This is a genomic window from Mesorhizobium sp. M7A.F.Ca.MR.148.00.0.0, from assembly GCF_003997735.1.
GTDB lineage: Bacteria > Pseudomonadota > Alphaproteobacteria > Rhizobiales > Rhizobiaceae > Mesorhizobium.
Genome location: NZ_RZTB01000001.1, coordinates 15,966 through 38,312 on the forward strand (window position 1 = coordinate 15,966; position 22,347 = coordinate 38,312).

Genomic DNA, 22,347 nt, shown 5'->3' on the forward strand with positions numbered 1-22,347 from the left:
GAATTGTTTATGCGGCTTTCCGGATCGCACCGTCGGCCGCCTGTCGGATGGCTCCAATGTTGGCGCGATAAGCCGCCTCGGTGCCCCCCTTGAACACGGCCGACCCGGCGACCAGCACATTGGCCCCGGCCGCGGCGACCAGCGGGGCGGTTTCGGCCGTGACGCCGCCATCGATTTCGATGTCAATCGGGCGGTGGCCAACCAGTGCCTTGATTCGCCTGATCTTCTCGATGACCGCGGAAATGAAGGCCTGGCCGCCAAAGCCTGGATTGACCGTCATCAGCAGCACCAGGTCAAGCCTGTCGAGCACATACTCGATGACGCTCTCCGGCGTCGAAGGATTCAGCGATACGCCGGCCTTCTTGCCGAGATTTTTGATCGCCTGCAGGGAACGATCGAGATGCGGCCCGGCCTCGGCATGCACCGTGATGATGTCGCAGCCGGCGTCGGCGAAGGCGGCCAGATAGGGGTCGGCCGGCGCGATCATCAGATGGCAGTCGAAAATTTTGTCCGTTCGGTCGCGGATCGCCTTGATCACCGGCGGACCGAAGGTGATGTTGGGCACGAAATGGCCGTCCATCACGTCGAGATGGATCCAGTCGGCACCCGCCCGCACGACAGCTTCGACCTCGTCGCCGAGCCGCGAGAAATCCGCGGAAAGCACGGAGGGTGCGATGATTGTCCTGGTGACCATGGTCGTCGTCTCCAATTCTGTCTGCGGGTGTTGGTCGCTGCGCCAGCCGGCTCCATCCCGTCAGCGCATCTTCGTCTCCGGTTCGCCTTCGAGTTTCCCTTCCGCGAACACGCGGCTGCCGCGAATGTCGGATTCCTCGATGGTGATAAGATCGGCTTTGGTCAACACCCGGCTGCGCGATGCGAAAAGCCGGTTGGCCTGCCGCAGCCGCGCCCGGTCGAGCCCATTGCGGACCGAACGCGCGTTGGAGAAATGCGGCAGCCTCATGCGGATCGGAAGATACTCTTCGAGCGCACGGGACGCCGCCTCGCTGAGGCGATAATTCTGCTCCGCGAGCATAATCTCGGCGATCGATTTCAGTTCGCTGACACCGTAGTCGGGGAAATCGAGATGGTGGGCGACGCGCGAACGCATGCCGGGATTGCTGTCGAAGAAGCGGTCCATCTTGTTCTTGTAGCCGGCAAGGATCACAACCAGATCGTCACGGTTGTTCTCCATGCACTGCAGCAGGATTTCGATCGATTCCTGGCCGTAGTCGCGTTCGTTCTCGGGCTTGTAGAGATAGTAGGCCTCGTCGATGAAAAGCACGCCGCCCATGGCACGCTTGATCACCTCGCGGGTCTTGGGCGCGGTGTGGCCCACATACTGGCCGACGAGATCGTCGCGCGTCACGGCGACCATGTGGCCTTCGCGGACATAGCCCAGACGATGCAGGATTTCGGCCATCCTCAGCGCCACGGTGGTCTTTCCGGTGCCGGGATTTCCCGTAAAGTTCATGTGCAGCGTCGGAGCGCCCGAGGTCAGCCCGAACTTGCGGCGAAGCCGGTCGACCAGGAGGAGAGCGGCGATCTCGCGGATGCGGGTCTTGACCGGCTTCAGGCCAACGAGTTCACGGTCGAGCTTGTCCATGACCTCGTCGATGTTGGACGCCTCGAACTCGGCCTGCAGATCAACCGTCGCGTCCTGTGCGGCAGCGTCCTTGGTCATCGCGTTCAGCATGGTTCAGCTAGCTCCGCTCGCCCTCGGGCCTGTCGGTCGCATAAGGCACGATCGAATAACCCTGGCTGCGGCCGTCGCGCTCCTGGCGCAGCAGCCGGAACCCGGGTTCGCTGGGCGGCCGGTTGACAATGAACGACATGCGCGGCGCTTCCCAGCCCTTGGTCGAATCGAAGGCGGTTACCCGCACATACATGTTCGGACAGGCTTTCCGGCAAGCGTTGACCTCGAGCAGTATGCCCGCCGGATCTTTCAAGTCGAACATCGGGTTGCCGTACATTTCCCAATAGGTATTTCGCGGATGCGGATCGTCCGTGTACTCGACGCTGACCGCCCAATGGTTCTTTAGCGCGTATTTGATCTGCGCCGAAATCTGCTCATCGGTCAGGTCGGGCAGGAACGAGAACTGTCCCTGCGTGACCTTGTTTCCCGGATTGGTCATCATGACGACGGTTCCTTTCGTCTAGAAGCTGGGCGTTGCGGTTGGCACGAAGTCGGCCGTGTCGGTCGATTCGTAGTTGAAGGTGACGTCCTTCCAGGTCTCCAGGGCAGCCTTCAGCGGCGTGCACCATCTGGCCGCCTGTTCGAGGATCTTGGTCCCTTCGCGCAAATAATCGCGCCCCTCGTTGCGGGCCAGGATCATCGCTTCCAAGGCGACGCGATTGGCTGTCGCGCCAGCCTGGATGCCGTCCGGATGGCCGATCGTGCCGCCGCCGAACTGCAGGATGACGTCCTCGCCGAGATAGTGGATCAACTGGTGCATCTGGCCGGCATGGATGCCGCCCGAGGCGACGGGCATCACCTTGTTGAGCGAGGCCCATTCCTGATCGAAGAACAGCCCGGTTTCGAGGTTCTGCGGCGTGCGCTCCTCGCGCAGCGTGTCATAAAATCCCTTGATCATGAGCGGGTCGCCTTCCAGCTTGCCGACCACCGTGCCGGCATGGATGTGGTCGACGCCGGCCATGCGCATCCATTTGCAGATGACGCGGAAATTCATGCCGTGGTTCTTCTGGCGCGAATAGGTCGAGTTGCCGGCACGGTGCAGGTGCAGGATCATGTCGTTGCGGCGCGCCCACTTGGCCATCGACTGGATCGCCGTGTAGCCGATGACGAGGTCGATCATGACGATGCAGGAGCCAAGCTGCTTGGCGAATTCGGCGCGCTCGTACATCTCCTCCATCGTGCCGGCGGTGACGTTGAGATAATGTCCTTTGACCTCGCCGGTGGCGGCCGACGCCTTGTTCACGGCCTCCATGCAGTAGAGGAAGCGGTCGCGCCAGTGCATGAAGGGCTGCGAGTTAATGTTCTCGTCGTCCTTGACGAAGTCGAGGCCGCCCTTCAGCGCTTCGTAAACGACGCGCCCGTAATTGCGTCCCGACAGGCCGAGCTTCGGCTTCGTCGTCGCGCCGAGCAGCGGCCGGCCGAACTTGTCGAGCCGCTCACGCTCCACCACGATACCGGTCGCCGGCCCCTGGAAGGTTTTGAGGTACGCCACCGGGATACGCATGTCTTCCAGCCGCAGCGCCTTGACTGCCTTGAAGCCGAACACATTGCCGATGATCGATGCGGTCAGATTGGCGATCGAGCCCGGCTCGAACAGGTCGAGGTCGTAGGCGATGTAGGCGAAGTACTGTTGCTCGGTCTTGGTTCCGGGACCGGTGTTCGGCACCGGCTCGGATCTGAACGCCTTGGCGCGATAGAGCTCGCACGCGGTCAGTCGGTCGGTCCACACCACGGTCCACGTCGCGGTGGAGGATTCACCGGCGATGGCCGCCGCCGCCTCCTCGTGGTCGACACCGGGTTGCGGCGTGATCCGGAACATGGCGATCAGATCGGTTTCCTTGGGCCTGTAGTCCGGCTCCCAGTAGCCCATCTTCTTGTAGGGGATGACCCCTGACTTGTAGCGTTCCTTGCCTTCCTTGAGCGTTCCCGCTGGCAGTATGTCGATCTTGTTCATGACAGGTCTCCTGTTTATTGCTCAGGCGGCTTTCGCGGTTGCGATATGGGGATCGAGTTTTCCCGCGGCGTAACGTTTCGCCATCTCGTCCATGGCGATGACCTTGATCTTCGAGGCGTTGGACGCCGTGCCGAAACGCTCGAACCGGTCCCGGCAAAGGTCGCGCAAGGCGTCCATGGCGGGTTTCAGGAATTTACGGGGATCGAACTCGCGCGGGTCTTCCGTCGCGACGCGGCGGAACTGCCCGGCCATGGCCATGCGGCAATCGGTGTCGATGTTGACCTTGCGCACGCCGTAGCGGATGCCGCGCTCTATCTCCTCGACCGGAACGCCAAAGGTCTGGGGCATCTCGCCGCCGTATCTGTTGATGATGTCCTGCAACTCCTGCGGCACCGAGGAAGAGCCGTGCATGACGAGATGCGTGTTGGGCAGCTTTTCGTGGATCGCCTCGATCACCTGCATGGCCAGGATGTCGCCGTCCGGCTTGCGGGTGAATTTGTAGGCGCCGTGCGAGGTGCCGCAGGCGATCGCCAGCGCGTCGACCTGGGTTGCGGTCACAAAGTCGACCGCCTGATCGGGATCGGTCAACAACTGGTCGTTGGAAAGCGCGCCTTCGGCGCCGTGGCCATCCTCTGCCTCGCTTTGACCGGTTTCCAGCGAGCCGAGCACACCCAGTTCGCCTTCGACGGAAGCGCCGACCCAATGCGCCATGCGTGCGACGCGTTCGGTTATGGCGACGTTGTAGTCGTAGCTGGCCGGCGTCTTGGCGTCCGCCATCAAGGATCCGTCCATCATCACCGAGGTGAAGCCGTGGCGGATCGCGGAAAGGCAGGTGGCCTCGCTGTTGCCGTGGTCTTGATGGATGCATAGCGGGATGGCCGGGTGGATTTCGGTCAGCGCCTCCATCATCCTGGCCAGCATGATGTCGTTGGCATAGGATCGGGCGCCACGCGAAGCCTGGATGATGACAGGCGCGTCGCAGGCCTTGGCCGCTTCCATGATGGCGAGGCCCTGTTCCATGTTGTTGATGTTGAATGCCGGTACGCCGTAGCCGTGCTCGGCGGCATGGTCGAGAAGCTGGCGAAGGGTGATGCGAGCCATTGTGAATCCTCCTAGATGATGAGCTTCAGCGCCGCTGCAGCAACCGCTTCGGACGTTATGTTGAAATGCCGGTAGAGGTCGGGGGCAGGGGCGCTGGCGCCGAAGCCGGTCATGCCGACGAAAGCACCGGTCTCGCCGATCCAGCGGTCCCAGCCCAGCCGGGCTGCCGCTTCGACCGCGACGCGCGGCGCCGAGCCGAGGACGGCCTTGCGGGTGGCGCTTTCCTGCTCCTCGAAAAGCTCCCAGCACGGCATCGACACGACGGCGGCGGCGACGCCATGCTCGGTCTCCAGCCTTTCGGCGGCAGCAACCGCGATCTCGACCTCCGAGCCGGTGGCGATCAGGGTGACGGCGCGGTGCCTTGCCGGCTCCCGCAGGATGTAAGCGCCCTGGCAGGAGCGGTTCTCGTCGCTGTGCGACCGACGCAGCATCGGCAGGTTCTGGCGCGACAGCACCAGGACGCTCGGCCGATCCTTGCTCTTTAGCGCGAGTTCCCAGCACTCCGCCGTTTCGATGACATCCGCCGGGCGGAAGACGTTGAGATTAGGCGTGGCACGCAGCATCGCAAGGTGCTCGACCGGCTGGTGCGTCGGGCCGTCCTCGCCGAGGCCGATGGAATCGTGTGTCATCACATAGATGACGCGCTGGCCCATGAGCGCCGAGAGCCGCATCGCGCCGCGCGCATAATCGGCGAAGCACAGGAACGTACCGCCATAGGGCACGAAACCGCCATGCAGCGCGATGCCGTTCATGGCGGCCGCCATGCCGTGCTCACGAATGCCGTAGTGAATATAGCGGCCGGCATAGTCACCCGGTGCAATGCGGTTCATGCCCTTGGTGATCGTCAGATTCGAATGCGTCAGATCGGCCGAGCCGCCGACGGTCAACTCCGTTGCGCCGTTGATGGCCTCCAGCGCCATTTCGGAGGCTTTTCGCGTCGCCACCTTGGTTGCCTTCTCGACATGTTCGCGACGAAAGGCGTCGAGCGCGTCGAAGACCGTATCAGGCAGTTCGGCGGCGACGGCGTTTTCAAAAGCCTCGCGCCGCGGTGAGGCGGCAAGCCGCTGCTCCCATGCGCGCCGCATTGCTTCGCCGCGACCGGCAATCTCGCGCCAGGCGAAAAGGATATCATCCGGCACATCGAACGGCGCGTGCGCCCAGCCGATGTTTTCGCGTGTCGCGGCGATCTCTGCTTCACCCAGCGGTGCGCCGTGCGTCTTCTCCGAACCGCCGAGATTGGGGGCACCCATGCCGATCACTGTGCGGCAGGCAATCAGCGATGGCCGATCCGACCGCCGCGCCGCCTCGATTGCCGCGGCGACTGCCTCCATGTCGTGCCCGGCGACACTTTGGACATCCCAGCCGGCGGCCTTGAAGCGCGCCGGCTGGTCCATCGACGTGGAGAGGGAGGTCGGCCCGTCAATGGAAATCGCATTGTCGTCCCAGAAGACGATCAGGCGGGAAAGCTTCAGGTGACCAGCGAGGTCTATCGCCTCGTGACTGATGCCCTCCTGAAGGCAGCCGTCGCCCGCAATGGCATAGGTATGATGATCGACCAGATCGGCACCGTGGCGGGCGGCAAGCATGCGTTCCGCCAGCGCCATGCCGACCGCCGTGGAAATGCCCTGTCCGAGCGGTCCGGTGGTGGTCTCCACGCCAAGCGCATGGCCGTATTCCGGATGTCCGGCGGTGCGGCTGCCCAACTGCCGAAATCGCTGCAATTCCTCGATCTGCATGTCTTCATAGCCGAGCAGATGATGCAGCGCGTATTGGAGCATCGAGCCGTGGCCGGCTGAAAGCACGAAACGGTCACGGTCGGGCCAGTCCGGCCTCGACGGATCGATATTGATGAAGCGGTTGAACAGCACCGTTGCGACGTCGGCCATGCCCATCGGCATGCCAGGGTGACCCGAATTCGCCTTTTGGACGCTGTCCATCGCCAGCGCTCGAATGGCGTTCGCCATGTCGCGCTCCGAGACGGGAGCGGTTGTGGTGACGGGCTTCAGTGCTGTTTGGCTGGTCATTGCATCCTCCTCACGACACACGGCTCTTGCGTTCAATCAATTGCAGGATGAGCGGCGTCAGGATCAGTTGCATGGCAAGATCGAGCTTGTTGCCTGGCACCACTATGGAATTTGGCCGCGACATGAACGAGTCGTGGATCATCGACAGCAGATACGGAAAATCGATGCCGCGCGGATTGGCGAAGCGGATAACCAGCATCGATTCGTCGGGCGTCGGGATCCAGCGCGCGATGAACGGGTTGGACGTGTCGACGATCGGCACGCGCTGGAAGTTGATGGCGGTCTGCGAGAATTGCGGGACGATGTAGCGGACATAGTCGGGCATCCGGCGCAGGATCACGTCCATCACCGCCTCGGTGGAATAGCCGCGTGTCGAACGGTCGCGATGGATCTTCTGGATCCATTCGAGATTGATGACCGGCACGACCCCGATCTTGAGATCCGCATGCTTGGCTAGATTAATCGTGTCGGTGACGACACAGCCGTGCAGTCCCTCGTAGAAGAGCAGGTCGCTGGGAGCGAATTCGCGCCATTCGGTAAAGGTTCCCGGTGGCGTGCCGTGCTGCTTTTCCTCTTCCTCATCGTGAATGTAGGTGCGGGTCTTGCCGGTTCCGCGGCGGCCATATTCCGCGAACACCTCTTCGAGAATTCCGAGTTCGTTGGCCGCGGCATTGAAATGGGTGAAGTTCGGGTTGCCGGCCTTTTCCTCCTCAGCCACCTTTGCCTTCATCGCCGCGCGATCGTAGCGGTGGAAGGCGTCGCCTTCGATGAAAGCGGCCTCGATGTTCTCGCGCCGGAAAATCAGATCGAAGATGCGCTTGACCGAGGTCGTGCCGGCGCCCGACGACCCGGTGATGGTGATGATGGGGTGCTTGGCTGACATGGTGCTGCTCAGGCTCTGAACAGGCCGCGGCGGCTGAACAGCGGCGCACGCTCGCCGATGTTGCTCGGCTCTGTGTGGTAGCGGGTGATGCGCGCGACTTCCCGCGCCGACCCGAAGATCATCGGCACGCGCTGATGCAGGCTCTCGGGTTCGATTTCCAGGATTCGGTTGATTGCATCGGTGGCGGCACCACCAGCCTGTTCTATGAGATAGGCGATCGGGTTGGCCTCGTAGACGAGGCGCAGCCGTCCCTGACCATAGCCCTTGCGCCGATCGCCGGGGTAGAGAAAAACGCCGCCGCGCATCAATATGCGGTAACAGTCGGCAACCAGAGAGGCGATCCAGCGCATGTTGAAATCCTTCTCGCGCGGTCCTTCGGTGCCCTCCAGGCAGTCGTCGACATAGAGCCGCACGGCCTCGTCCCAGTGCCGGTAGTTGGCGGCGTTGATGGCGAATTCCTGAGTGCGTTGCGGAATGATCCGGCTTTCATAGGCCTGGACGAAGGTGCCGAGCCTTGTCGAGAAGACGAAGACATGCGTGCCGCTGCCGAGCGACAGGACGAGTGCCAGCTGCGGCCCATAGATGAAGAAACCAGCGCCTAGCTGGTTCACGCCCGCCTGCAAGAAAGAGGCGGCCGGATCAGCGTCCGGCGCGCCAGTTGCGGTCAGGAGCGAGAAGATCGTTCCGATCGAGACGTTGGTGTCGATGTTGGAAGAGCCGTCGAGCGGGTCGATCGCGATGGCGAGTGGCGCTTGCCTGTCGAGCAGGACCGGCTGCTCCAGTTCCTCGGAGGCGTAAAGCGCGACAGGCGCCCGGCGCATGGCGTCGAGGAAGATGTCGTCGGAGAAGACGTCGAGATCCTTCTGGACGTCGCCATCGGCATTGGCGCCACGGGTTTCGGCAAAGGCGGCGCCGAGCACCCCTTGATTGATGGTGTTGCGGACCTTGATGGCGGCCTGTGTCAACTGACGGACGGTCGTCACAACTGCCGAGCGGAATTCGTCAGGCTGGCCGAGATAGGAGTTCAGAAAAGCGTCGAGCGTTGCCGCTGGCATCGTAACCTCCCGGTCCGGCCGCATCTCCTCGGAGCGGCTGGACTGGAGGAATGGAAACAAACGTCGGGAGATAAGTAAAATTCAATAACCTTACTTAGCTAGTAAAAATAATTTAGTATGCGGCATGAGGAACCTCACGCTCAAGCATTTCAAGACCGTCCAGGCAATCATCAAGTGCGGCAAAATTGTCAGCGCGGCCAAGATGTTAGGTCTGTCTCCTCCAGCACTGACAATCCAGTTGCGGCAAGTGGAGGAAGAATTCCAGCTGGCTCTGTTCGACCGAACGTCGGACGGCATGCGTCCCACTGCCGCAGGTCGGGCTTTCGTCGAGACAGCGCAGGTTATCGAGGAGCATCTAGGTTTGCTCGAAGACAAGATGGATGCCATCAAGGGCGTACGCACCGGCAGCCTGAGGCTCGGCGTCGTTTCCACCGCCAAATATTTCGCGCCGCGGCTGATGGCTGCGTTCATGAAGGACCATCCCGACATCGACATGCGGCTTGCCATCGGCAACCGCGCCCAGACGATCGACAACCTCAGGAACCACGACATCGACATCGCGCTGATGGGGCGCCCGGCGAAAGAGGTCCCGGTGCGTGCTTCGGTCTTCGGCGATCACCCGCTGGTCATCATCGCGCCGCCAGACCATCCGTTGGTCGCGGCGCGAGATATCTCCAAGGAGCGCATCGCGGAGGAGCATTTCCTTATTCGCGAGCCCGGCTCCGGAACCCGCATCTCGCTGGAAATATTCCTGAGCGACGTGCCTGGCCGCATCGACGATCTCGGTGTCGAGATGGCGTCGAACGAAACGATCAAGCAGGCGGTCATGGCCGGCCTGGGCATCGCCTTCATCTCTGCCCACACCATCGCTGCGGAAACCGAAGCAGGCCGGCTTGTCATCCTCGACGTTGTCGGCATGCCGATCCGCCGGCAATGGTTCTCAGTGATGCGAACCGATCACGCAATCTCGCCGGCCATGGCCACGTTCAACGATTTCCTGATGCGCAAGGGCGCGATGTACCTGCCCCTTTTCGGAAAGCTGTATCCAGACAAGGCGGGATGACATTGCACGAACGCAACGGATGAAAGTCCGGTGGAGAACGCCCGCGATCGTTGGTGTTATATAAGCGATATGTTATGTTGCAGTGCGAAAGAGCGGGGGCCACGTCCTTTCACACCCGTAAGCGATCTGTATGTGCAACCCCTGCAGACTGTTCGGAAACCTCCCGGGTAGGGTTCGGGAATTCGATGGGGAAAAGGGGTAATGCTTTACACACTCGTTATGATGGTCTGTCTGACGGATGTACCGCGGACCTGCGAACAACGCGAACAAATGGTAGACGGTCTGGCGATGAATCCCGGGACTGCCTTCATGCAGGCGCAGCCGCTGGTGGCTCGGTGGATCGAGACGCATCCCGGTTATTTCGTGCAGCGCTGGCGTGTGCTGCCTGGCAGGGGGTCATGAGGCAGGCGGCCAAGGTCTATTTCTTGACGACGAGCGTTTCCGAGACGGTCTTCGACAACTGGTAAAGCCGCTGCTCGATTATCGTGGGCACATCGCAGACATAAGTCAGCGACTGGACCCGTTCGGTGAAAATTCGCGTCGCGAAATTCAGTTGGTCGGTTCGCCGTTCGACTTCGTCCGGATCCGCATCGGCCTTGGCGCGCAGCGCGTCGACTTCGGATGCTTCCTTACGCAACTGTGCCGCCATTTCGAGCTGTTTGTGCGCATAGCGGGAGATGCCGGAGATCACGTGCGAACGCTCGGCGTCCATATGGTCGAACATTCCCTGCACCAGCATCGTCATTTTTGGTGCGACCTGCTCGGCCGGCAGGGAAGTCGCGAAATCCTTGATCTCTTTTTGGGCTTCGGCAATCGGCGTCCGCCGGGCCGCCACCGCTTCGACAAGCGCCGACACACGGGCATCCTTCGCCCAATCTTTCGCGGTCGCAGGAAGCTCCGGCCCATTCCAGATCTGGCCAAGCGAGAGCCGTGGCACCTTACGCTGTATGCAGGGCCAGTCGGGATCGGTGTTTGCCGCGCCGGCGCCTCCCATCGAGCCAAGCGTGGCGACCACAACGAGAGTGTGAACAAGTCTCATTCGCGCCATCAGGCGTTTCCTCCCATGTCCTGCTTGCGGATCACCAAACCGCGCGAAGGGTCGTATGCGATAATGGCGCCGCCCAGAAACAGCAGCGTGCAGCCGGCCACGACGCCCAGCGACAGCCATTCGATCTGCCCGTAGAAGGCAAAGCGGATCAGTTCGACGGCATAGGTGAACGGGTTGCAGAGGCAGATTTTGTAGAGCAGCGGGCTCGCCTCCTGGATGCGCCACAAGGGATACAGCGCCGGAGACGCGAAATAGCCGGGAAAGATGACGAAGTTCATGATGCCGGCGAAGTTTTCGAGCTGCTTGATCAGCGAAGACAAAAGCATGCCGAGCGCACAAAGCATCATGCCCGACAGGAACAGTGCCGGCAGCACATAGAGGTAGCCGAGTGGCGGCGCCTTGACGCCCCACAACCAGGCAACGATCAGGAACGCGTAGACCTGCACGATCGATACGGCCACGCCGGCGAGCATCTTCGACACCAGCAGGAACCAGCGCGGAAACGGGCTGACCAGCAGGATGCGCATGTTGCCCATCTCGCGGTCGTAGACCATCGACAGCGAAGACTGCATGCCGGAAAACAGCAGGATCATGCCGCAAAGGCCCGGCGTGATATAGACCTCGTAAAGCACATAGGTCTTATAGGGTGGGATGATCGACACGCCGAGCACCTGGCGAAAGCCGGCGGCGAAGATGAACAGCCAGACGAGCGGCCGGACCAGCGAGGAAATAAAGCGTTCGCGCTGGTGCAGGAAGCGCAGGCATTCGCGCAGGACGACGCCTTTCAGGCAAATGAGATAGTGGCGCAGGCCGAATGGTTCAGACCGCACTGGCATGATGCCGGCGAGCTTTCCAGGCATCGCAGGAGCGCTCATGGCGACGTCTCCGCCATGCCCGCCGCATCGACGCGGCTGAGCTTCGAAAAGGTTTCGCGAATCGAACTTCCACCATTCGCACGGATCACATCCGACACCTTGCCGCTCGCGACCAGATCACCCCGCCGCAGTATGACGACATGGTCGGCGTCTTCGACTTCGTCGATCAGATGCGTGGCCCAGAGCACGCCGATGCCCTCGGCTTGGACGAGCTTGCGGATGGTGGCGAGGATGCCCGCGCGAGACTCGATGTCGAGGCCTACGGTCGCCTCGTCAAGCAGGAGCAGGGAAGGGCGGTGCAACAGCGCCCGGGCGATTTCGATGCGCCGCATCTGACCGCCGGAGAGGCTGCGTGCCTTGTCATGCTGGCGGCCCTGCATGTCGACCGCTTCAAGCAGCGCGGCAATGCGCTGGCGAGCGTCGCGTCCGCCAATGCCATGCAGCGAGGCGTGGTATGAGAGATTCTGGTAGACGCTGAGGTCGAGGTCGAGCGTGCGTGCCTGGAACACGATGCCGACGCGTCTGAGTGCTTCGCCGGATGCGCGGCGAATGTCATGGCCGAAGATGCGGATCGATCCGTGACGCGTGTCGTAGAGGTGGCTTATCAGTGAGAACAGCGTTGTCTTGCCGGCCCCGTTGAGGCCGAGCAGAACGGTGAAAGTCGCCGGCGCGATCGAGAAGGAGACGTCGTTGAGCGCCCGCTTCTGGCCATAGGAATGGCTGACGGCACCGACATCGAGCGCCGCCACCTCTTCTCCCGGACCGCTTGTCCTCATATGCTGCATGCCGGGCCGCTCCTTCAGGACGCGTTGGCTATCTGGCGCCTTGATCGCCTTTTGTCTCACTTGATCGTAATCTTGCCCTTCAGTCCCTTGTCGGCAAGGTCGGGAACCGACCAGGTATATTCGCCCGGGCGAACGGTATGGAACTGCACCTGGATCGTTCCCGCGTCGTCGAATTCCAGCCAGGCTGGTCCGCCGTCCATATGCACTTCCAAATCGTTGATGACGATCTGGTCCATCCAGACATTGCGGAAGAGGTCGGTGACGAACTTGTATTCGAAACCGCCCTTGGAGGTGATCTTCCAGCGATAGCCCTGGCCGGCGATCAGCTCGAAATCCTTCTGATTGACGGCGTAAGTGGAATCGGCCGAACCAATAATCAGTTCCGGCAGGTTCTTGCTGGCACGCGACGGTTTTGGTGTTGCGTCGTCGGCGCTTGCTCCGGTCGGAGCAAGGACGAATCCGGCGAGCGCGGCGAAGAAAAACCTGCGGAAAAGTTTCATGTCTTGAGCCTCCCGATGATCAATGTCTGCTATTTGGGCGAAATGACCACACCCCAGGGCTGCTGGCCCACAGTGAGCGATTGGACCGGCTCGTCGGTGGCCGTGTCGATGAAGGTGATATCGTTGGAATTGCCATTCGTGGTGATCAGCGTTTTCTGGTCGGGCGTGAAGGCCAGATGCCAGACACGCTGGCCGACGAGGATGTATTTCTCCACCTCGTAGGTGTCGGTATTGATCACCGCGACATGGTTCGCCGGGCCGAGCGCGACATAGGCTTTCTTACCATCGGCGGTGATGGCGATGCCTACCGGCTGGATGGTTTCGGCCCGCAGTCCCTGAATCGCGAACTGGATCTTCTTCACCACTTCGCGTTTGGCGTTGTCGATGACGCTGACAGTGCCACCGACCTCGGCGCTGACCCAGACCTGCGAGCCGTCGGGCTTGAAGTCGGCGAAGCGCGGGCGCGTGTCGACCAGCACGTTGTCGGTCACCTCATGCGTGCTGGTGTCGATGAAATGCGCCATGCTGGTGGTTTCGGAGGTGTTGACCATGGTCTTGCCATCGGGGCTGACACCCATGCCTTCCGGTTCTACGCCGACAGGAATCTCGGCCAGGACCTGCTTGCTTTCGACGTCGATGGCGGTGACGAGATTATCGTCCTCATTGGCGACATAAAGCGTCTTGCCGTCCGGCGAGAGCACGAACAATTCGGGATCGGGGCCGGATGGCAGCGTGCCGACGATTTCAAGCGTCGCGGTATCGATGATCTGGACCGTATCGTCATCGCTGGCGCATAGGTAGACGAACTTGCCGTCATGCGAGATGGTGATGCCGCGAGGTCTCTGGCCGACTTCAACTGTCTTCACCACCTGCATCGTCGCCGTGTCGACAACGGTCATCGTGTTGTCCTTCTCGTTGGAAACGTAGGCCGTATAGGCCGATGCCGGACTGGCCGTCAGGCCGGCCGCGAGAATGGCGAATGCGCAAGCTCGTTTCTGCACGCAAATTCCTCCCGATTGACTCTACTTGAGAGCGCATTTCGTTTCCGGCTGATCGACACCGAGCGTGTCGAGTTCGGAGACCTGGTGAAGATAGCCCTCTTGTGGCGATGTCGAGACGACGGACTTGGTATCGCCAAGCAAGATCGGCTGGCGAAGCTGGAGGTTCCATTTGCGGAAGGTCAGCTTCTGCCCCTTGAAAGCAGCAACCGAAAAGTCGTCCGAGCGCATGTAGTCGCTGATCTTTTTCGCATCGTCGCCCTTGGTGCGCGTGGTGGCCTCGCCGACGGCACGCACCGCCGTCCAAGCCGACATGTCCTTTGAAAGCATCCGCCGGCTCGCCGTCTTCAGGAAGCGGCTCTGCATCTGGATACCGCCCCATTGTTCGCTGGCGGGATGCCACGACGATGCAACCAGACCGGCCGTGCCGGCGACCAGCCGCGGCGTCCAGGTGCGATATAGCACGTAGGTCCCGAAAACCTCGCTTTCGTCGGCGACAAGCACCACGTCATGCTCCGGGAGATCTTGCGTGAACACGGAAATCTGCTGCTGTATCTGCGTGGCGCCGGTGTCGGTGCGCCTGGCTGTGCCCGTATCCTTGAATTCCTTCTCGGCGACGATCTGGCCGCCGAAGCGGGTTGCCGCGCGGCGCAACGCATCGGCGTAGAGACGATCCTGCTCATGCGACCCATAGAGCAGCACCCAATTCGGCCACTTCTTCACCATGAGATACTGCGCCAGCGCATCGGCCAGCATGCTGCGCGTCGGCGCGACATGGAAAACGTTGACGCGGCAGTCCTCCTCGCGAAGGCTGTCGTCGGTGGCGCCGACGTTGAAGATCAGCACGCCTTTGTCGCGGGCGATGTCGGCGATCGACAGCAATTGTTTGGCTGAAAGATCGGCGACCACATAGCGGTCGCCCTTGGCGATCATGCCTTCGAATGCCTGAACCGCGTCGCCGTCGGGCTTGATCTCGGTCACGTCGAGGCTGAATTTCTGGTTGGTGAACTTTCCGGTCGTATTGTTGTCGCCGATCGCCACCTCGGCGCCGGCGACACCTTCGTTACGTGGCGGCAGGTCGAGCATGGAAAGCGTCAATTGCGGTGCGTAGGCCCGCAAATAGCCTATCTTGATTTCGGTTGTCTTTTTTTCCGGCTTCGCCACCGTTTCCTGGCCTGTCGCGTCGGAAACGTTGACGGTCAGGGAAAAAAAGCACAAAAAGGCAGCGAGAGTGCCTGGCACCGCGCTCGTCATCGATAGTAATTACCCATTCTTGCGCAAAGGTTCGACGGTTGCCGGACCCGCGCCAAGTCAAGGTGCCCATGATCAACTTAGCCGACCCGCAAAATTTATCAAACCCTATCGGAAGACTTTTCGCGCCTGCCAGAACGGTGCGGAAGGTCGCCAGCGTCGATTCGCATGGCAACACCGGCGAGACGTGGCGCAGGGGGATCGACTGCCTCTATAAAAACGTCTTGTCCTCCAAACTGGAGAAACTGTTCAAATGACCAGAATGCTGGCAAGCGTCACCGGCGTCGAAGAGGCGGAGATCGCTCTTTCTGGAGGTGTCGACATCGTCGACCTGAAGGACCCGAAGGCGGGAGCTCTGGGCGCGGTGTCCACGGAAACCATGCGCCGAACGATTTCGTTCATCGCTGGTCGGGCTCCGGTCAGCGCGGTCTGCGGCGACCTGCCGATGGAACCCGAAACGATCCGCATCAAGGCCGAAGAGATCGCGGCGACCGGCGTCGACTATGTGAAGATCGGGTTTTTCCCTTCGGCGAATATCTCTGCCTGCGCACAGGCGCTCGAACCGCTCGCCGCACGAACGAAGCTGATTGCCGTGCTGTTTGCCGATCTGGCGCCGGACTTCGAGCTTCTGCCGATATTCGCCAGGCATCGCTTCCATGGCGTGATGGTCGATACCGCGCAAAAGGGGAAGGGCCGGCTGCTCGATCATCTGCCGCCGGAGCGTATTCCGGGATTCGTCGACCGAACGAAATCGCTCGGTCTGATGGTCGGCCTGAGTGGATCGCTGGAAGCTCCGGATATTCCGCGCCTATTGCCTTTCGCTCCAGATTTTCTCGGCTTTCGGGGGGCGCTGTGTGGCCATTCCGGTCGCACGAGTTCGATCAGCGCCGAGGCGGTCTCGCAGATTCGCGAGTTGATCCCGGCGGAATCCGGGACCGGCGGTCAATCGAGTATCGACTATCGCCTGTTGGCGGCGAGAGGCTATTCGCCGGACACCGACCCGACATTGGGCACGGACAGGATTTTTGTGCGGGATTTTGTTCTGCCGGTCCAGATCGGTGCCTACAGCTTCGAGCATGGCCATACTCAAAAAGTGCGCTTTGATGTGGCCGCCGACGTGCTGCAAATCACGGACCATCCCGAGGACATGCGCCATGTGTTCTCTTATGACATCATCATGGACGGCATTCGCACCATCGTCGCGCGGGGACATATCCAGCTCAGCGAGGCTTTGGCCGAGCAGGTGGCAGCGCACGTCCTGGAGAACCAGCGTGTCGTGCGTGTCACGGTAAGGGTGGAGAAGCTCGAGCTCGGCCCTGGCGGTGTCGGCGTCGAGATCGAACGCAAGCGCCAATCGGCGGGACGCGGCGCTGCCTCCGGCACTGCCGGCCGAAAAGACCGGAGCGTTGTTTTCCGGCCGCGCCAGGAACGCCCCGAAATGCTCCGACGGGCCATCGTCAAGCTTGGCGGCAGCACGGCCCATGCGGCGGAGATGAAGAGCTGGATCGCAGCGCTGGCGGGTTCCAGGCTGCCGATCGTCATCGTGCCCGGCGGAGGGCTCTTTGCCGATCATGTGCGCAAGACGCAGACACGCATGGATTTTTCCGACACCGCCGCACATGCCATGGCGATCCTGGCCATGGAACAGTTCGGCCATGTCATCCTCGACCGGGACGAAAGGCTGACGCCGGCACGGTCGTTGGACGAGATTGGGCGAGCGTTGGAGGCGGGCAAGGTTCCGGTGTGGCTGCCGTCGTCACTGGCACTGCCGGCGCTGGATGTTCCGGCCTCGTGGGACATTACCTCCGATTCTCTGGCCGCCTGGCTTGCCGGCAAGCTTGGCGCAAACGCGCTGTTGCTTATCAAGCAGACCGGTGCATTCTTCGATGGCGATACCGCTGACAGCCTGAGGACCCGAGGCATTGTCGACCCGGGTTTTGCCGCCATGCTGCCCGACGGCGTCGATTTCCATCTCGCCGGTCCGAAGGATGCTGCCGAGGCCGGCGCGATGCTCGCGTTGGGCAAGCTGCCCGGCACCAGGATCGTGGCTTCAACAGGGTCGTCGGCAAAGAAGGCGGGATAGCCGATGGTGAAGCTGCATGTGCCGCGCTGGGCATGGGTTTTGACGGGTTCCGGGCATTTTTTTACGGAGAGCTTCGCACTTGTTCGCCAACTCGAACATTGCGATGTCTTCGTGTCGAAGGCTGCCAACGAAGTGTTGCGCATGTACAAGCTTAAACTTGATTTCCCGGAGACGACGCGCGTGCTGCACGACAAGACCGCGAGTGCGATCCCTGTCGGCGAATTCTACCACGGTGTCTATCACACGGTCGTGGTGGCGCCGGCCACGTCCAACACGGTCGCCAAATGCGTGCATGGCATTTCGGACACGCTCGCCACCAATGTCTTTGCCCAAGCCGGAAAGTGCCGTGTGCCAGCCATCGTCTTTGCTTGCGACACCGCGCCGGAACTCGAGACCCAGGCACCGCACGGGCTGGTCAAGGTCTATCCGCGCAGGATCGACCTGGAAAATACCAAGCAGTTGAAGAGTTTCGAGCGGACCCAGGTGGTCGAATCGCTCGCTGATCTCGAAGCCTCGCTCACACGGCGCCGGGCCGAACTCGCAAGCGATGGCTGAGCGGCTGGTTTTTCTTACCGGCCATCTGGCCAAGGCGAGGCTGGAACGGCTGCTTGCCGGGCTGGGAAAAACCGAATTCGCGTGGGAAATCGTCGACGTCGGCGTCAAGGTCGCCGCGCTGATGAGCGAGGACATTGTGAAGCGTCGGCTCACTCTGACAGGAGACGTCGGCCGCGTCGTCCTGCCCGGACGCTATCGGGGCAACATCGAGCACCTGTCGGAGCATTTCGGCGTGCCCTTTGTGCGCGGCCCCGACGAGATCGCTGACCTGCCGGCCTTCCTTGGCCGGGCGGGCAAACCGCCGGATCTGACGCGTCACGATATGCGCATCTTCGCCGAGATCGTCGATGCGCCGATGCTGTCGGTCGAGGCGCTGATGGCGAGGGCCTCGATGTTGGCCGCGGCCGGCGCCGATGTCATCGATCTGGGCTGCCTGCCGGAGACGCCGTTTCCATTGCTGCCGGAGGCTGTGCGAGCGCTCAAGGCACGGGGATTTATGGTCAGCGTCGATTCGGCCAGCGTGGACGAACTGACGATCGGGGCACGCGCCGGCGCGGACTATCTTCTCAGCCTCGATGAGAACACGCTGCCGTTGATCTTCGACCACGGGGCTACGGCAGTGTTGATACCGTCCACGCCTGGCGATCTGGATTCGCTCGGCCGGGCCATCGAAGCCGCGCTAAAGGCCGGCGTTGCCTTCATTGCCGATCCCGTGCTCGACCCGATCCATTTCGGCTTCGCCGTTTCACTCGGGCGCTTCATCGAGGCGCGGCGCCGCTGGCCGGACGTCGAATTGCTGATGGGCACCGGCAATCTCACCGAATTGACCGACGCGGACAGTTCTGGTGTCACGGCCGTTCTAGCGGGACTCTGCTCGGAACTCCGGATCCGAAACGTGCTGGCGGTGCATGTCAGCCCACACACGGTGCGGACGATCGAGGAGCACGATATCGCCCGCCGCGTCATGTTGGCTGCTTGCACGGACGGCGCGTTGCCGCGCGGCTATCACCCAGGCCTGTTGCAGGTCCACGATCGCAAGCCTTTCACAGCCTCAACCGACGATATCGAGGCATTGGCGGCCCAGGTGCGCGACGCCAACTTCCGTATCGCGGTAGCGGAGGACGGCATCCATGTTTTCAATAGCAAAGGGCATGCGGTTGCCACAGATGCGTTCGAACTTTTTGCCGGGCTGGACGTCAACGCCGATGGCGCACACGCTTTTTACCTCGGCGCGGAGCTGATGAAGGCGGAGATCGCGTGGCGCCTCGGCAAGCGTTATGTGCAGGACGAACCGCTCGCATGGGGCGTTGCCGCGCCGGCTCCCGAAACCGACCGTACCCGTCTTGCCGAGCCGGGCCAGACGCTCCGCGCAAGGAAAGAGCGCTAGGACCATGCCCTACATTCGCGAATCGATCATCACGACGGTCAACAAGGCAGGCAACGTCCACATCGCGCCGATCGGCATTATCGCCGAGAATGACGGCTGGGTGATTGCGCCCTTCCGGCCGTCGGTCACGCTCGACAATCTCGCCGAAGTGCCGTTCGCCATTGCCAATTATACCGACGACGTGCGTGTCTTTGCCGGCTGCCTGACAGGCCGCAAGCATTGGCCAACCGTTCCGGTTGACGGGTTTCCGGTGCCGCGGCTCGAGGCGGCACTGGCGTATTCGGGCCTCGAGGTCCAGGCGGTCGATGACAATGGCGTGCGCCCCCGCCATTTCTGCCGCGTGGTGCGGGAGGAAGCACTTGCGCCGTTCACCGGCCTCAACCGAGCCAAGGCGGCGGTGCTTGAGCTGGCCATCCTGGTCAGCCGGCTCGGCATGCTGCCGCGCGACAAGATCGAGGCCGAAATCGCCTACCTTTCGATCGCCATCGAAAAGACAGCAGGCGACGGTGAAAAGGAAGCCTGGGGCTGGCTGATGCAGCGTGTCAGCGATCACTTGACCGCCAAAGGTTCCGGTAGCGAGGACGCGCGAGCATAGGCGCGAGCGCCGCAACCTGCTTACGAAGGATATCCCGCCAAAAGTGCCACCGCGGACGCAGGTGCCGCGCTGCTCGCTTGCCCTCGAACGGTGTCATCCGCGGGGATGATGTCGGCGAAATCGACGTAGCTGCGTTCCATGCGTTCGGCCAGTCGCCTGATCTGCCAGCGACCGATTCCGGCCCCGACGATCGGGACATCCCGCGGCAAGGTCCCGGCAACCAGAGACGCTGCATCGTGCACTTTGCGCAGTTGCTGCTCGCTGAACCAGCGCGCGACTTCACCCCATTCCGGCGGGGTCAGGTCAGTGGCGTCGCGCCCCACCATGCGCGCCAGCCGCGCGATCGAGCCGTCCACGGTCTTTTCCTTGCCGTCGGCGGGAGGGTGCCTGTCGTCGTCCTCGTCGAGCACGCCCAGGATGCGATGCGCGTCGGCGATCGAGGCGAAATACTCGTTCATCAGCGGCGTTAGCCTGCCATGGACGGGAGCCGACGAGGCTACGCCGAACAGGAATGTCCTGGTAAAGCCGGTATAGACCAATTCGCCGGTTAGAAGCCGTCCGGCATCGGTGTAGCCGTCATTGGCCACGGCGCCGTTCTTGATGGCAATGATATCGGTGGTGGTTGAGCCCATGTCGACGAACAGGGCATCGCCGGCGAGTTTTGCCACCAACAAGGCTGTCGCGTGCCAATTGGCAGAAGCCACATCGGCGCCTAACTGCGCTGCCTGCTCGACCCCGACGAAACCGGATGGTCCGGCATAGACCAGCTTTTTGTCTGTGGGGAAATGGGTGGAAATCTGACCCAGCAGAGCCGCTACGCCGACATCGCGGGACGGAAAGATGTCCGACAGTTCGCCTGTCATGGTGAATGCGTTGAGATCCGCACCCGCGTAGATCGGAGCCGTTTCGTCGAGGGCTGAAGCCAGCTTGTGCAGGCCTTGCCAGAGCGGCGTTGCGATCGTTACCGCCTCAACGATGCGACCGTCTTGTGCGCGGGTCACCTTCAGATGCGCGCCGCCAATGTCGAAACCGGCAATGATGCCCTTTCTTTTTTCCACGCTTCAAGCTTTCATGACGGGGGCAATTGGTCGGTGAGAAAAGCGTTGCGTATCATTCCGGTTCTCGACCTGAAGGACGGCGTGGTGGTTCGCGCCCAGCAGGGAAAACGCGATCGCTACAGGCCGATCGTTACGCCTCTCAGCCGAAGCCCTGATGTCGTCGCGGTCGCTGAAGGACTGCGTGGGCTTTATCCTTTTTCGACCTTCTACATCGCAGATCTGGACGCTATCGAAGGCGGAGCGCCAAACAGCGACGCACTCGCCCGGCTGAGGACGATGGCGGAGCCGCCGGAACTTTGGGTCGATGCCGGCGTGGCCGACGAAAAGACACTTTTGGCGGCTCTTGCCGAACGCTCCCTGTCTCCTGTTCTTGGCTCTGAATCGCAGCGGGACGACATGTTGCTGCGGCGTTTTCGCGATCATCCCGATCTCATCCTGTCCCTTGATTTCATCGGCGATAGTTTTTGCGGACCGCGTTCTCTTCTCGAAGAGCCCGAGCTTTGGCCGCAAAAGGTGATTGTCATGACGCTGGCCAAGGTCGGTGCCGCCGCCGGCCCTGACTTCGGGCGGTTGCAGGAGGTCAAGGCCAAGGCCGGAAATCGCACTGTCATCGCGGCCGGCGGCGTCCGAGATGAGACCGACATCGGCGCCTTGTCCGCGATGGGTGTCGCCGCGGCGCTGGTCGCAACCTCATTGCACAACGCTACGCTCACACCCGGCCGCCTCGCATCACTCGGCGCCTGATCATCGTTGCTCGTCGGCTCCCGAAGGACGTGCGCCCTTCGGGAGGTGACGTTTCAAAAGCCCAGAACTTTTTTCAGCCGGCGCAACAGACCATCCGTCTCAGAAGAGGGTTTTTCCTGTGCGGGGCTGTCTCTTGTCTAGGCTGCGAACGGATGCTTGACCTTGTCGCGCTGGGCCGTTGCTTCGGCGGCGGTCGGGGTTCCTGCAACGGCGCGCTGGATAGCTTCCTTTGTCGCCTCGTAATTGTATTTCTGGATCTTGGCGTCGTCCGCCGCGTCCCAATGGATGAACACCCCGACGCAGATGAACACGTCGTCCGCTTCGTTGGCCGGAATGGTCCCGTCCGCAACGCTGTCCTGCACGGCCTTTGCCACGGCGTGCTGCGCCGGGCCGAACATCTGGACCGCCTGCTTGGCGCCCTTGATCGTGACCTTGTTGAACATCACGGTGTTGGGTTTGCATTGAAGATTGGGCGCGATCACCGCCAAAAGCGAAGTAAAGCCATCCTTGTTGTTGGTAAGCGCGTTGCAGAATGCCGTTTCGACCGCGCTCCCCCGCGGGCCGATGAGCAGGTCGACATGCGCGACTTCGTTGCCGTCTCCCACCAGCGATTCACCGACCATAACCTTTGATATTTTTGCCATGCCAATTTCCTCCAAGACACAATTATGATGTCCACGGACGCTGCAACCGAG

At 61.8% G+C, this 22,347-nt stretch carries 23 protein-coding genes; 7 read left to right on the plus strand and 16 right to left on the minus strand.

What is annotated here, in order from left to right; translation table 11 throughout:
- Positions 1 to 7: 7 nt before the first annotated feature.
- Genes rpe through EOB49_RS00140 form a run of 8 tightly spaced genes read right to left on the minus strand, consistent with a single transcriptional unit; the run spans position 8 to position 8,710 of the window.
- The gene (rpe, locus tag EOB49_RS00105) at positions 8 to 694 is read right to left on the minus strand and encodes a ribulose-phosphate 3-epimerase (RefSeq protein WP_127379785.1); all 687 of its coding nucleotides are present in this window, start codon (positions 692 to 694) and stop codon (positions 8 to 10) included.
- A 60-nt stretch (positions 695 to 754) separates the two neighbouring features.
- Positions 755 to 1,693, minus strand: coding sequence for a CbbX protein (gene cbbX / locus EOB49_RS00110; RefSeq protein ID WP_127379786.1), 939 nt, complete (start codon positions 1,691 to 1,693; stop codon positions 755 to 757).
- A gap of 7 nt (positions 1,694 to 1,700) precedes the next feature.
- A complete protein-coding gene (locus EOB49_RS00115; protein WP_013532057.1) occupies positions 1,701 to 2,135 on the minus strand; it encodes a ribulose bisphosphate carboxylase small subunit in 435 nt (144 codons plus the stop codon).
- An 18-nt stretch (positions 2,136 to 2,153) separates the two neighbouring features.
- Positions 2,154 to 3,647: a ribulose-bisphosphate carboxylase large subunit gene (locus tag EOB49_RS00120; protein ID WP_013532056.1), complete on the minus strand. Its 1,494-nt coding sequence runs from the start codon at positions 3,645 to 3,647 to the stop codon at positions 2,154 to 2,156.
- A gap of 21 nt (positions 3,648 to 3,668) precedes the next feature.
- Positions 3,669 to 4,748: a class II fructose-bisphosphate aldolase gene (gene fba / locus EOB49_RS00125; protein WP_127379787.1), complete on the minus strand. Its 1,080-nt coding sequence runs from the start codon at positions 4,746 to 4,748 to the stop codon at positions 3,669 to 3,671.
- A gap of 11 nt (positions 4,749 to 4,759) precedes the next feature.
- Positions 4,760 to 6,772, minus strand: a complete 2,013-nt coding sequence (gene tkt / locus EOB49_RS00130; RefSeq protein WP_127379788.1) for a transketolase — start codon at positions 6,770 to 6,772, stop codon at positions 4,760 to 4,762.
- 10 nt (positions 6,773 to 6,782) lie between these two features.
- Positions 6,783 to 7,655, minus strand: coding sequence for a phosphoribulokinase (locus EOB49_RS00135; RefSeq protein WP_027036917.1), 873 nt, complete (start codon positions 7,653 to 7,655; stop codon positions 6,783 to 6,785).
- Between the two features lie 8 nt (positions 7,656 to 7,663).
- Positions 7,664 to 8,710 (minus strand): class 1 fructose-bisphosphatase, encoded by a 1,047-nt coding sequence (locus EOB49_RS00140; RefSeq protein ID WP_023810405.1) that lies wholly within the window; start codon positions 8,708 to 8,710, stop codon positions 7,664 to 7,666.
- Positions 8,711 to 8,834: 124 nt separating this feature from the next.
- Here EOB49_RS00140 and EOB49_RS00145 point away from each other — a divergent pair, with 124 nt between their 5' ends.
- Together EOB49_RS00145 and EOB49_RS00150 are read left to right on the plus strand one after the other, a co-directional pair.
- Complete coding sequence (locus EOB49_RS00145; protein WP_127319312.1) at positions 8,835 to 9,773, plus strand: LysR family transcriptional regulator; 939 nt, start codon at positions 8,835 to 8,837, stop codon at positions 9,771 to 9,773.
- 201 nt (positions 9,774 to 9,974) lie between these two features.
- Positions 9,975 to 10,175 (plus strand): hypothetical protein, encoded by a 201-nt coding sequence (locus EOB49_RS00150; protein ID WP_023810407.1) that lies wholly within the window; start codon positions 9,975 to 9,977, stop codon positions 10,173 to 10,175.
- Positions 10,176 to 10,191: 16 nt separating this feature from the next.
- Here EOB49_RS00150 and EOB49_RS00155 read toward each other — a convergent pair whose 3' ends face one another.
- From EOB49_RS00155 to EOB49_RS00180, 6 genes are read right to left on the minus strand one after another with little or no spacing between them, the layout of a single operon-like run.
- Positions 10,192 to 10,788: a hypothetical protein gene (locus tag EOB49_RS00155; protein ID WP_245472368.1), complete on the minus strand. Its 597-nt coding sequence runs from the start codon at positions 10,786 to 10,788 to the stop codon at positions 10,192 to 10,194.
- Positions 10,789 to 10,820: 32 nt separating this feature from the next.
- A complete protein-coding gene (locus tag EOB49_RS00160; protein ID WP_050580490.1) occupies positions 10,821 to 11,657 on the minus strand; it encodes an ABC transporter permease in 837 nt (278 codons plus the stop codon).
- A 35-nt stretch (positions 11,658 to 11,692) separates the two neighbouring features.
- A complete protein-coding gene (locus EOB49_RS00165) occupies positions 11,693 to 12,481 on the minus strand; it encodes an ATP-binding cassette domain-containing protein (protein ID WP_127327532.1) in 789 nt (262 codons plus the stop codon).
- Positions 12,482 to 12,537: 56 nt separating this feature from the next.
- Positions 12,538 to 12,981 carry a hypothetical protein gene (locus EOB49_RS00170; protein WP_127269840.1) on the minus strand — a complete coding sequence of 148 codons (444 nt, stop codon included), beginning with the start codon at positions 12,979 to 12,981 and terminating at the stop codon, positions 12,538 to 12,540.
- 29 nt (positions 12,982 to 13,010) lie between these two features.
- The gene (locus EOB49_RS00175) at positions 13,011 to 13,982 is read right to left on the minus strand and encodes a YVTN family beta-propeller repeat protein (RefSeq protein ID WP_127268107.1); all 972 of its coding nucleotides are present in this window, start codon (positions 13,980 to 13,982) and stop codon (positions 13,011 to 13,013) included.
- A gap of 21 nt (positions 13,983 to 14,003) precedes the next feature.
- The gene (locus EOB49_RS00180; RefSeq protein WP_127379789.1) at positions 14,004 to 15,233 is read right to left on the minus strand and encodes an ABC transporter substrate-binding protein; all 1,230 of its coding nucleotides are present in this window, start codon (positions 15,231 to 15,233) and stop codon (positions 14,004 to 14,006) included.
- 250 nt (positions 15,234 to 15,483) lie between these two features.
- On the opposite strand from EOB49_RS00180, the gene EOB49_RS37225 reads away from it, so the two are divergent.
- The 4 genes from EOB49_RS37225 to EOB49_RS00205 are packed head-to-tail and all read left to right on the plus strand — an operon-like array spanning position 15,484 to position 19,850.
- Positions 15,484 to 17,313 carry a (5-formylfuran-3-yl)methyl phosphate synthase gene (locus EOB49_RS37225; protein WP_127379791.1) on the plus strand — a complete coding sequence of 610 codons (1,830 nt, stop codon included), beginning with the start codon at positions 15,484 to 15,486 and terminating at the stop codon, positions 17,311 to 17,313.
- 3 nt (positions 17,314 to 17,316) lie between these two features.
- The gene (locus tag EOB49_RS00195; RefSeq protein WP_127268111.1) at positions 17,317 to 17,868 is read left to right on the plus strand and encodes a flavoprotein; all 552 of its coding nucleotides are present in this window, start codon (positions 17,317 to 17,319) and stop codon (positions 17,866 to 17,868) included.
- Positions 17,861 to 19,255, plus strand: coding sequence for a DUF6513 domain-containing protein (locus EOB49_RS00200; protein WP_127379792.1), 1,395 nt, complete (start codon positions 17,861 to 17,863; stop codon positions 19,253 to 19,255). The genes EOB49_RS00195 and EOB49_RS00200 overlap by 8 nt, the downstream gene beginning before the upstream one ends.
- Positions 19,256 to 19,259: 4 nt before the next feature.
- Positions 19,260 to 19,850, plus strand: coding sequence for a DUF447 domain-containing protein (locus tag EOB49_RS00205; RefSeq protein ID WP_127379793.1), 591 nt, complete (start codon positions 19,260 to 19,262; stop codon positions 19,848 to 19,850).
- 20 nt (positions 19,851 to 19,870) lie between these two features.
- Here the strand turns inward: EOB49_RS00205 and EOB49_RS00210 are convergent, their stop codons facing one another.
- Positions 19,871 to 20,908 carry a hydantoinase/oxoprolinase family protein gene (locus EOB49_RS00210; RefSeq protein ID WP_127379794.1) on the minus strand — a complete coding sequence of 346 codons (1,038 nt, stop codon included), beginning with the start codon at positions 20,906 to 20,908 and terminating at the stop codon, positions 19,871 to 19,873.
- On the opposite strand from EOB49_RS00210, the gene EOB49_RS00215 reads away from it, so the two are divergent.
- A complete protein-coding gene (locus tag EOB49_RS00215; RefSeq protein WP_245472370.1) occupies positions 20,858 to 21,652 on the plus strand; it encodes a HisA/HisF-related TIM barrel protein in 795 nt (264 codons plus the stop codon). The genes EOB49_RS00210 and EOB49_RS00215 overlap by 51 nt on opposite strands.
- 137 nt (positions 21,653 to 21,789) lie before the next feature.
- Here the strand turns inward: EOB49_RS00215 and fae are convergent, their stop codons facing one another.
- Positions 21,790 to 22,296 (minus strand): formaldehyde-activating enzyme, encoded by a 507-nt coding sequence (fae, locus tag EOB49_RS00220; RefSeq protein ID WP_013532036.1) that lies wholly within the window; start codon positions 22,294 to 22,296, stop codon positions 21,790 to 21,792.
- Positions 22,297 to 22,347 lie beyond the last annotated feature (51 nt).